The following is a 10,316-nucleotide window of genomic DNA, read 5'->3' as shown; positions in this document are numbered from 1 at the left end:
GATGCGCCCGCCGACGAGGCAGGGCACGGGGCGGCCCTCGATCTCGCGGACGAGTTCGGCGATGCAGCCCGGCTGCAGGAAGGCGTCGGGGTTCAGGAACACCAGCAGGTCGCCCGCAGCGTTGCGCGCACCCAGGTTCGCGCCTCGGGCGAAGCCGATGTTGCCGTGGCCGGCGAGCAGCACCACGCGGTCGTCGCGCGCCGCCAGCGCCCGAAGAAGCTGGGCCTCCTCGGGCGCGGAGCCGTTGTCCACGATGACGAACTCGTCGACGAGCGGGTCGGCCAGCACCCGCTCGACGCTCTGCGCCAGGGCCTCGCCGGTCATGTAGACGACCATGACGACCGAGACGCTGCGGCGCGGCCGCAGGACATCGGCCATCGAGGCAGGCTCGGCGGCGACGATGGGTGCGGCGATGCCGTTCATCCAGCCTCCTTCTCGCCGCCCCTGGCTGCGGTCGCCCCCCCGGACTGACCTTGACGGGCAAGATCGGGCGGACTCGCCTCCAAGGCAAGTGCGTTCGCCGCCTCGGACAGCGGGAGGATCTGCTGGCCGTCTGAACCCAGACGTCGCAGCGCGACCTTGCCTTCTTCCGCCTCGCGCCGGCCGACGACCGCGATAACTGGGATCTTCGCGAGGCTGTGCTCGCGGATCTTGTAGTTGATCTTCTCGTTGCGCAGGTCGAGGTCCACGCGCAGTCCCTTGGCCTTCAACTCTTCGGCGGCCTTCCGCGCGAAGTCGTCGGCGTCCGACGTGATCGTCGCCACTACAACCTGAACGGGCGCCAGCCACAAGGGGAAGGCGCCGGCGTAGTTTTCGATCAGCACGCCGATGAAGCGCTCCAGAGAGCCGCAGATCGCCCGGTGCAACATCACAGGGCGCTGCTTCGATCCATCCTCGGCCACATATTCGGCGCCCAGGCGCTCGGGCAGCACGTAGTCCAGCTGGATCGTGCCGCACGTCCAGGTGCGGCCGATCGAGTCCTTCAGCACCCAGTCCAGCTTCGGCGCATAGAACGCCCCGTCGCCTTCGGCGATCACCGGCTCCACGCCCGCCTTGCGCGCCGCCGACAGCATCTGGGCCTCGGCCTTGTCCCAGAACTCGTCCGAGCCGGCGCGGATCTCGGGCCGCGTCGCCAGCGCGATGTGGTCGCGCTCCAGGCCGAAGTCGGCGTGGATCGAGTTGGCCAGCTCGATGAACCGCGCCGTCTCCTCCTCGATCTGGTCCTCGCGGCAGAAGATGTGGGCGTCGTCCTGGGTGAACGCCCGCACCCGCATCAGACCGTGCAGCGAACCCGACGGCTCATAGCGATGGCAGGCGCCGAACTCGGCCATGCGCAGCGGCAGGTCGCGGTAGCTCTTCTGGCCGAACTTGAAGATCTGCACGTGGCCCGGGCAGTTCATCGGCTTCAGGGAGAGCTCCTCGCCCTCCTCCGTTTCGCAGACGAACATGTTCGGCCGGTACTTGTCCCAATGGCCGGACTTCTCCCAGAAGACCCGGTCCAGGACCTGCGGCGTGCGGACCTCCTGATAGCCGGCCGCGTCCAGCCGCCGGCGCACATAGCTCTCCACCGTGCGCCACAGCGTCAGGCCCTTCTCGTGCCAGAACACCATGCCCTTGCCCTCTTCCTGCATGTGGAAGAGGTCCATCTGGCGGCCGAGCTTGCGATGGTCGCGCTTCTCGGCCTCCTCCAGGCGCTGGATGTAGGCTTCGAGCTCGGCTTCCGACGCCCAGGCCGTGCCGTAGATCCGCTGGAGCTGGGGATTGCGGTGGTCGCCGCGCCAGTAGGCGCCCGCCAGCTTCGTCAGCTTGAACGCCTTGCCGGCGTGCTTCGTCGACGGCAGGTGCGGCCCGCGGCACAGGTCTTTCCACTGACCCTGGCGATAGACCGTGATCTTCTCGCCCACCGGGATGCTCTCGATGATCTGCGCCTTGTACTCCTCGCCGATCTCGCGGAAGTGACGGATCGCCTCGTCTCGATCCCATTCCTCGCGCCTGATGGGCTCGTCGCGGTCGACGATCTCCTTCATGCGCTGCTCGATCTTGGCCAGGTCGTCCAGGCTGAACGGCTCGTCGCGGGCGAAGTCGTAGTAGAAGCCGTCCTCGATCGCAGGACCGATGGTCACCTGCGTGCCGGGGAACAGCTCCTGCACCGCCTCCGCCAGGATGTGGCTGACGTCGTGGCGGATCGTCTCGAGCGCCTCAGGCGACTCGCGCGTCAGGATCTCGAACGCGCCGCCCTTCTCGAGCGGCCGGTCGAGGTCGAGCAGCTCGCCGTCCACCTTCACGAGGATGGCCTTCTTCTCGAGGCTCTTGGAGATGCCGGCGGCGATCTCACGGCCCGTGACGCCCGCGTCGAACGAGCGCTTGGAGCCGTCGGGGAAAATCAGGTCGATCATGAGTCCAACTTGGTCCGGGTCGGAGGCGGCGGCGGGTCCCAGCCCGACGGCCCCCAGGGATGGCATCGGCACACCCGGCGCAGGCCCAGAAGGCCGCCCCGCCAGGGGCCATGGCTGATCAGGGCTTCCGCCGTGTACTCCGAGCATGTCGGGGCGAACCGGCACTGCCGCCCGATCAGCGGCGAAAGCGTCAGCTTGTAGGCGCGCAAAGCGCCTTTGACGCAGCTCTCGTAGAAACTCATGCCGGCGGCTGACTGGCTTGTTCGAAGGGCCCTGCGTTACGCCGGGGCCTCCCTAGGATCAAGCTGAGAGGATCACGCCGCGCCGGCGGGGCTAGTTCGCGTCCCGCCCGTGGCGTCCAGCGCCTTGCGGACAGCCTCGGTCGCCGCCTCGAACGCCAGCAGCGTCGAGGTATGGCGGGCCGGGTAATCCTTCACGGGCGCGAGCATGGCCAGATCCGCAAAACGTCCTTCCGGCGGAGGTCCGCCGTCTTTCAGCATAGCACGGAACTGCGCCGCCGTCAGTTCCAGCTCGGAGAGGCTCGTGCCCAGCACGTGGCGGCCCAATACCGAGGCCGCCGCCTGGCCCAGGGCGCAGGCCTTCACGTCCTGAGCGAAGTCGGCCACGCGGTCGCCGTCGACCCTCACGTCCACCACGACCCGGCTGCCGCACAGCTTGGACACCTTCTCGGCCGTCCCCTCGGGCGCGGCGAGGCGCCCGGCGTGGGGGATTTCCGCCGCCAGCCGCAGGAGCTTCGCCGAATAGAGGTCGTCGATCATGGCGGACCTTAGGTCGGCATCGACAGGCGCTCTGTCAAATCCGAAAGCCGCCGGAGAACCCGGAAGGCCGGTCCCCGTTGTCGCAGGACCCTTGAGTTCCGAGTTCCCACGCATGAGCACGACCCTGGCCGCGGAGCCGCAGGCCCCCGAGGCTGCCCCCGAGCCCCGGCCCTGGTGGCGACGCCGGCGCGTCCAGGTCACGGGCGGCGCGGCGGCGCTCCTCGCGCTGCTGTTTCTTTGGCTCACCTGGGCCCTGCCGCTCAGCCGGGCGCTGGAGCCGCTGGGCGCGCCCACGCTGGTGCTGATCACCGCCGACGGCAAGCCGTTCGCGAGGCGCGGTTCCTACAAGGAGGCCCCCGTCGACGCGGCCCGCCTGCCGGCCCACGTCACCAGCGCGTTCATCGCCATCGAGGACCGGCGCTTCAACCATCACATGGGCCTGGACCTGCGGGCCATCGGCCGCGCGCTCGTCACCAACGCCCGCAGTGGCGAAGTGCGGCAGGGCGGCTCCACCATCACCCAGCAGCTGGCCAAGAACGCCTTCCTTTCCAACGAGCGCAGCCTGCGCCGCAAGGCGCAGGAAGCGGTGATCGCCGTGTATCTCGAGCTGCGGCTCAGCAAGGCCGAAATCCTCTCGCGCTACCTTTCCAGCGTGTATTTCGGCGACGGGGTGTTCGGCCTGCGGGCCGCCGCTCGCCACTACTTCGACAAGGCGCCCGAGCAGCTCACCCTGGGCGAGGCGGCCATGCTGGCGGGCGTCGTGAAGGCCCCCACGCGGCTGGCGCCCACCGCCGACTTCGAGGCTGCGCGCGAGCGAGCCCAGGTGGTCCTCGCCTCCATGGTGGACGCGGGCATGATCACCGACGCCGAGGCGCGGCGCGCGCTGCGGCGGGTGAAGGTCCGCGAAGGCCGCGCCAGCCTGCCGGTCGGCTCCTACTTCGCCGACTGGATCTCGCCGCAGGTGAAGCAGGCCTTCAACCGCGCCTACGGCGAGGTGGAGGTTTGGACAACCTTGGACTCGGCGCTGCAGCGACAGGCGCAGAACTCCATCCGGCGCGTCATGGCGGGCGCGGGCGCCTATAACGCCAGCCAGGCCGCGCTGGTGGCCATGCGAACCGACGGCCGCGTGGTGGCCATGGTCGGCGGCCTCGACTACCGGAAGAGCCAGTTCAACCGCGCGGCCCAGGCCGAACGCCAGCCCGGCTCGGCCTTCAAGCCGTTCGTATACATGGCGGCGCTGCGGCGCGGCCTTTCGACCGACAGTCTGGTCCTCGACCAGCCGGTGACCATCGGCGGCTGGGCGCCTGAGAACCACGAGGGCCGCTACGCCGGCGGCCCGGTCCCGCTGCGCGACGCCTTCGCCCGATCCAGCAACGTCGCCGCCGCCCGCCTTATCCAGCAGGTCGGCCCCGGCGCGGTGATCGAGGCCGCTCGCGACCTGGGCGTCACCGCCCCCCTGCCCAACGACGCGACCCTGGCGCTCGGGACCGGCGAGATGACCCTGCTGGACCTCACCGCCGCCTACGCCGGCATCGCCGCAGGCCAGGCGCCGGTGCGCCCCCGCGGTCTCCTGACGGAAGAGCCCGCCCCTGGTCGCCCGCTGGCGCGACGCGAGCGCGACGGCCTCCTCCTGATGCTGCAGGACGTGGTTCGACGCGGCACGGGGACGGCGGCGAACGCCGGCCCGGGCGTCTACGGCAAGACCGGCACCAGCCAGGACTATCGCGACGCCTGGTTCGTGGGCTTCGCCGGCGACCTGGTGGTCGGCGTCTGGGTCGGCAACGACGACAACCAGCCGATGCGCCGCGTCACGGGCGGAATGCTGCCAGCCCAGATCTTCCGCGACTTCATGGCCTTCGCCATGCGCCGCGAGGACTTCAAGGCGCCCGCGGAAGTGCAGGACGTGCCCCTGCTGGACCTGGAGACCTTCTCGGACGAAGGTCTGACGACCCTGCCTGATCTCGGCCTGGGCGAGCCCCCGCCGCTGGAGGCGCCGCCGATCCCCGGCGAGGAGCCTGCCATTCTGACGCCCGCGCCGCAGGTCCGCCCCGAGGAGCTGGACGTCCCACCGGCCGAGCCCGACGAGGAGCCGCCGGTCCTAGAGGATGCGCCGCCGCCGCCCGGAACGTGACAAAATCCTAACTGGCTTGGCCGTGGGCCGCGTCTAGGTTCGGCGCTCCGCATTTCTAGGAGTTCCGATGAATCGCCTCGCGCCCTGCGCCGCCGTCCTGGCCGTCTTCGCCGCCACCCCCGCCGCTGCCGACGTGAACGCCGACGTCAACGCCATCTACGACCGGATCGCCGAAGGCATCCGCGTCCACGATCCCGAGATGTCGCGCCGGGCCTACACCGCCGACGCCGCCTACCTGCCGCCCAACCCCGGCCCCATCGACCAGGGCGAGCGCCTGCACGGCCTGATGCGCGGCTCGGCCGAGCGCCTGAAGACGGACCAGGTGGCGATGACCATCAGCTACCGGGTCGCCCGCCGCACCCTGGCGGGGAACACCGCCATCGACATGGGCTACTACCGCACCGCCATGAAGCGCGGGACCGACGGCGCCGAGCAGGTCCGCTACAGCAAGTTCCTGCTCACCGCCCGCCGCGAGCCGGACGGGACGTGGAAGATCTCCCACGACGCCAGCCTGCCCTCGACCAAGGAGGCCTACGAGGCCGCCCAGCCGGTGACGGGGCTGAAGTACGACGGCTGAGGCTCACCTCCGGCGTGCGTCTTCCTGAAGGGGCACGAACAACACAGGCCCCAGCCGCGTCGTGCGGACGGCGCCCCTGGCGTCCTTGGTGACCACCGTCAGCTGCTGCAGCTGCTGGCTCGGCCCGACGGGTATCACCATCCGGCCGCCCGGCTTCAGCTGCTCGACAAGGGGCGTCGGCACGTGCGTCGCGCCAGCGGTCACGAGGATGCCGTCGAAGGGCGCGGCCTCGGGCCAGCCTTTGTAACCGTCGCCGGCCCGGACCTGCACGCCCCGGTAGCCAAGGGCGGCGAGCCGCGCCTCGGCGGTCCGAGCGAGTTCGGGCACGATCTCGATGGTGAACACCTGGGCGCCCAGCGCCGCCAGGACCGCCGCCTGGTAACCCGAGCCCGTGCCTACCTCGAGCACCTTCCAGTCGGACCGCGCCTGCAGGAGGTCGGTCATGATGGCGACCATGAACGGCTGGGAAATCGTGGCGCCGTGGCCGATAGGCAGGGGCGTATCGCCGTAAGCCTCGCCTTCCAGGTCGCGCGGCACGAAGCGATGCCGCGGGACGGTGCGCAGGGCGTCCAGTACGGCCGGGCTCAGCCGCCGGGGACCGCCCAGCGCGCCGGCCGCGGCCAGCTGCTGGATGTTGCCGACCATCCGCCGGCGCGCGGCGTCGTACGAGGGCTGCCCCGCGACCGGTCCAGCCGCCAGCGCCGCCGCCATCCCGCCCAGCAATGGCCGGCGGCGGATCATGGCTAGCTCCGCCGCTCCTGCCAGAGGGTCTCGGCCCGGGCCTTTAAGGCCTCGTTCATGGCGCGGAAGCCGCGGCGGACAGGACCCGACATGCGCCGACCCAGCGACGGCCCCATCAGGCCGCCGAAGATTTCGCCGTTGTCGACGATGCAGCCTGCCTCGGCGAGCTGCTGGATCTCGATATACCGCAGGGTCTTGATCATCCCGCCCAGCATCGACAGCTGCCAGTGCAGCTGCTCGTTGGGCACCCACTCCAGAACCCGCGGCCGGATCTCCTGCTGGGCCTGTCCCGGCAGCGCCAGGGTGAGCGTCAGCGGCTCCCCGATGCGGATGACGCCGGCGGCCTTGGGATAGGTCGGGTTCCACTCGCTCCAGCGGTCCAGGTCGTAGACCACCTCCCAGATCACCTCGGCCGGCGCCTGGATGCCGATCCGGTCCTCGATGCGGTAGCCGCGCGGCGCCTTGGGCGGCGGCGGCTTGCCCTCGGTCTTCAGGCTCATGGTCTTGGGGCCCATGCCGCCCCCGCGCCCGAAAGGCTGCGACTTCAGTTCGGGGGCCTTGAAGGCCATCAGGCTTGCTCCTTGATGCGCCAGGTGGCGCCGGACGGGCCGTCCATCACCTCGACGTTCAACGCGGCGAGCTCGGCGCGGATGCGGTCGGCCTCGGGCCAGTTCTTCTCGGCGCGGGCCGTCTGCCGGGCGGCGATCAGTGCTTCCACTCTCGTCTTCAGGTCGTCATCGGCGCCGGCCTGGAACCAGGCCTGCGGATCCTTCGTCAGGAAGCCCATCAGGTTGGCGGAGCCCACCAGGCGCGCCCGGGCCCGGGCCGCCGCCCCCTTGTCCTTCTTGCCGATCGCCGCGCGCAGCTCGTCCGAGAGCTGGAACAGGGCGGCCATGGCGGACGGCGTGTTGAGATCGTCGTGCAGCGCGCGGGCCACCTCGGGCGCGACCGCCGGCTCGTCGAACTCGCCGCCGGCCTCACGCAGGCTGTCGTCCAGCGTCCGGTACAGGCGGTCCAGCGCGCTCTTGGCCTGTTCGATCAGCGTGTCGGTCCACTCCAGCGGCTGCCGGTAGTGGCCGCTCAACAGCGCCCAGCGCAGGGCCTCGCCCGGATAGGTCTTCAGGAGGTCGTGGGCGAGCGCGACGTTGCCGACGCTCTTGCTCATCTTCTCCTCGGCCATGTTGAGGAAGCCGTTGTGCAGCCAGTAGCGGGCGTACTCGTGGCTGTGGCCAGCGCAGACGCCCTGGGCCAGTTCGTTCTCGTGGTGCGGGAAGACAAGGTCGATGCCGCCGCCGTGGATATCGATTGGCAGACCCAGCGCGTCTTCGATCATCGCCGAGCACTCGATGTGCCAGCCGGGCCGTCCCGGACCCCAGGGGCTCTCCCACTCGGGCTCGCCCGGCTTAGACGGCTTCCACAGCACGAAGTCGCGCGGGTCCTTCTTGTAAGGCGCGACGTCCACGCGCGCCCCGGCGATCAGGTCCTCCAGCGGGCGGCCGGACAGCTTGCCGTAATCGGGGAAGCTCTCGGTCGAGAACAGCACATGGCCCTCGGCCGCATAGGCCGCGCCGTTCTCCACCAGCCGGCCGATCATGCCGACGATGGCGTCCATCGTCTCGGTCACGCGCGGCTGGAACGTGGGCCGAAGGGCGCCCAGCGCCGCGGCGTCGGCGTTGTAGGCCTCGAGGTAGCGGTCGGTGATCACGTTGATCGGCACGCCCTCATCGGCGGCCTTCTTATTGATCTTGTCGTCCACGTCCGTGACGTTGGCGGCATAGACCACGGCGTCTTCGCCGTAGAGTTCGCGCAGCACCCGGAACAGCAGATCGAAGACCACCACGGGCCGGAAGTTGCCGATGTGGGCGTAGTTGTAGACCGTCGGCCCGCACACATACATCGTCACCCGCTCGGGATCCTGGGGCGCGAAGGGCCGCTTCTCGCGGGCCATGGTGTCGTAAAGGGCGAGGGTCATTGTCACGCTAACGCTGCGGCAAGGTTGCCGGTGGGGGCTCGGGACCCATATACAGATCGCCCGGACGGGACGCCACGCCGCGCCCTTCCGTGTGAAGACAGGGTGGCACGCGTCATTTCCGGGGCCTTCGTCCCGGCGCAACTCAGCCCTTGGGAAGACCGCTCTCTATGGACGCCGTTTCTCGCGACCGGACCCTCATCGGGACCGAAGACAACGACCTCGAACCGGTGAAGCGCCCGACGCGCGAGGAGGCCATGGAGGCCGTCCGCACGCTCATCGCCTGGGCGGGCGACGATCCCCGCCGCGAAGGTGTGATCGACACGCCCAAGCGGGTGGTCGACGCCTACGCCGAATGGTTCGAGGGCTATCAGCTCGATCCCGCCAAGGAGCTGTCGCGCACCTTCGAGGACGTCCAGGGCTACGACGACATCGTCATGCTCCGCGACATCGAGGTCGAGAGCCACTGCGAGCACCACATGGCGCCGTTTCTGGGCAAGGCCTACGTCGCCTACATGCCGACGAACCGCGTGGTCGGCATCTCCAAGCTGGCCAAGGTGGTCGAGATCTTCGCCCGCCGTCTCCAGACCCAGGAGACCATGACCCAGCAGATCGCCGACGCCATCACCGACAGCCTGCGCCCTGCCGGCGTCGCCGTGCTGATCGACGCGGCCCACCAGTGCATGACCACCCGCGGCGTGCACCACCGCCACGTCTCGACGATCACCACCCAGTTCACCGGCGTCTTCAAGACCGATCCCACGCTGCGCCAGCGCTTCCTGGACTTCGTGAACCGGAAATAAGCCTCAGGCCTCGTCCGCCCGCTCCGGACGGTGGACGAGGCTGACCAGCACGAAGCTCAGCATGATCAGCAGGTACCAGCTGCCCAGCTTGCTGAAGCCGACCATCCGCCAGCCGTCCCTCTGCTCGGGATAGATCCAGGCGCTGGCGAAGGTGCCGAGGTTCTCGGCGATCCAGATGAACAGCGCCACCAGCAGGGCGCCTGCGATCATCGGCATCCGCCGCGTCGCCAGGTCCGCCGTGAAGGTGAACCAGGTCCGCCAGAAGATCGCCACTGAGAACGCGAACAGGCCCCAGCGGATGTCCACGACATAGTGGTGGGTGAAGAAGTTCGCATAGGCCAGCAGCGCCAGCAGCCACGGCGCCCACAGCGGCGGATAGTTCTCGAACCGCACCTCGAACAGCCGCCAGATGCGCGCGATGTAGCTGCCGATCGCCGCGTACATGAAGCCTGAGAACAGCGGCACGCCGCCGATCCGCAGCAGGCTGGCCTCGGGATAGATCCACGAGCCCTGGGCCGTCTTGAACACCTCCATGGCCGTGCCGACCACGTGGAAGATCAGGATCACCACCGCCTCGTCCCAGCGCTCGAGCCTGGTCAGCAGCATGAAGGCCTGGATGGCCAGCGCGCCCAGCACCAGGAAGTCGTAGCGGGCGATCGGCGCGGCCTCGGGCCACCAGAACTTCGTCGCCAGCAGCAGGGCGAGCATGGCCCCGCCGAACAGGCAGGCCCACGCCTGCTTCAGGCCGAACAGCAGGAACTCGTAGGCGGCCGCGTTCAGCCGCGAGCGCCGGGCCCAGGGCTGGGCCGCCGCGTCCATGGCCGCGACACGGCCCTTCACCCAGTCCTTCAGACTCATTGCAGGCAAGGCTAGCGCGAGGGTGTGGCGCGGCGCCATATGGGAGGCATGAACACCCAACC

General features: G+C 69.6%; 11 protein-coding genes. 3 read left to right on the top strand and 8 right to left on the bottom strand.

Annotation, left to right across the window (positions count from 1 at the left end; all coding sequences use genetic code 11):
• From RIF93_RS14875 to RIF93_RS14860, 4 genes are all read right to left on the bottom strand, one after another.
• On the bottom strand, window positions 1-423 hold a 423-nt coding region (locus RIF93_RS14875; RefSeq protein WP_309092234.1), incomplete at its 3' end, for a glycosyltransferase.
• A complete protein-coding gene (gene thrS, locus RIF93_RS14870) occupies window positions 420-2,396 on the bottom strand; it encodes a threonine--tRNA ligase (protein WP_309092233.1) in 1,977 nt (658 codons plus the stop codon). The genes RIF93_RS14875 and thrS, both read right to left, overlap by 4 nt.
• The gene (gene yidD, locus RIF93_RS14865; protein WP_309092232.1) at window positions 2,393-2,638 is read right to left on the bottom strand and encodes a membrane protein insertion efficiency factor YidD; all 246 of its coding nucleotides are present in this window, start codon (window positions 2,636-2,638) and stop codon (window positions 2,393-2,395) included. Before yidD ends, thrS begins: the two co-directional genes overlap by 4 nt.
• 72 nt (window positions 2,639-2,710) lie before the next feature.
• Complete coding sequence (locus RIF93_RS14860) at window positions 2,711-3,175, bottom strand: iron-sulfur cluster assembly scaffold protein (protein ID WP_309092231.1); 465 nt, start codon at window positions 3,173-3,175, stop codon at window positions 2,711-2,713.
• Between the two features lie 112 nt (window positions 3,176-3,287).
• Between RIF93_RS14860 and RIF93_RS14855 the strand changes: the two genes are divergently transcribed.
• Window positions 3,288-5,306: a PBP1A family penicillin-binding protein gene (locus tag RIF93_RS14855; RefSeq protein WP_309092230.1), complete on the top strand. Its 2,019-nt coding sequence runs from the start codon at window positions 3,288-3,290 to the stop codon at window positions 5,304-5,306.
• A 67-nt stretch (window positions 5,307-5,373) separates the two neighbouring features.
• The gene (locus RIF93_RS14850) at window positions 5,374-5,883 is read left to right on the top strand and encodes a DUF4440 domain-containing protein (RefSeq protein ID WP_309092229.1); all 510 of its coding nucleotides are present in this window, start codon (window positions 5,374-5,376) and stop codon (window positions 5,881-5,883) included.
• 3 nt (window positions 5,884-5,886) lie between these two features.
• Here RIF93_RS14850 and RIF93_RS14845 read toward each other — a convergent pair whose 3' ends face one another.
• Genes RIF93_RS14845 through cysS form a run of 3 tightly spaced genes read right to left on the bottom strand, consistent with a single transcriptional unit; the run spans window position 5,887 to window position 8,596 of the window.
• Entirely contained in the window at window positions 5,887-6,624 is a 738-nt protein-coding gene (locus RIF93_RS14845; RefSeq protein ID WP_309092228.1) for a protein-L-isoaspartate(D-aspartate) O-methyltransferase, read from the bottom strand.
• Window positions 6,625-6,626: 2 nt separating this feature from the next.
• Entirely contained in the window at window positions 6,627-7,193 is a 567-nt protein-coding gene (locus RIF93_RS14840; protein ID WP_309092227.1) for an SRPBCC domain-containing protein, read from the bottom strand.
• Window positions 7,193-8,596 (bottom strand): cysteine--tRNA ligase, encoded by a 1,404-nt coding sequence (gene cysS / locus RIF93_RS14835; protein ID WP_309092226.1) that lies wholly within the window; start codon window positions 8,594-8,596, stop codon window positions 7,193-7,195. The genes RIF93_RS14840 and cysS overlap by 1 nt, the downstream gene beginning before the upstream one ends.
• Window positions 8,597-8,763: 167 nt before the next feature.
• Between cysS and folE the strand changes: the two genes are divergently transcribed.
• Window positions 8,764-9,396: a GTP cyclohydrolase I FolE gene (gene folE / locus RIF93_RS14830; protein ID WP_309092225.1), complete on the top strand. Its 633-nt coding sequence runs from the start codon at window positions 8,764-8,766 to the stop codon at window positions 9,394-9,396.
• A gap of 3 nt (window positions 9,397-9,399) precedes the next feature.
• Here the strand turns inward: folE and RIF93_RS14825 are convergent, their stop codons facing one another.
• Window positions 9,400-10,254, bottom strand: coding sequence for a DUF817 domain-containing protein (locus tag RIF93_RS14825; protein ID WP_309092224.1), 855 nt, complete (start codon window positions 10,252-10,254; stop codon window positions 9,400-9,402).
• Window positions 10,255-10,316 lie beyond the last annotated feature (62 nt).

The organism is Phenylobacterium sp. (genome assembly GCF_031181185.1).
In the GTDB taxonomy this organism is placed as follows: Bacteria; Pseudomonadota; Alphaproteobacteria; order Caulobacterales; family Caulobacteraceae; genus Phenylobacterium.
This window is presented reverse-complemented; position numbering and strand designations above follow the sequence as displayed.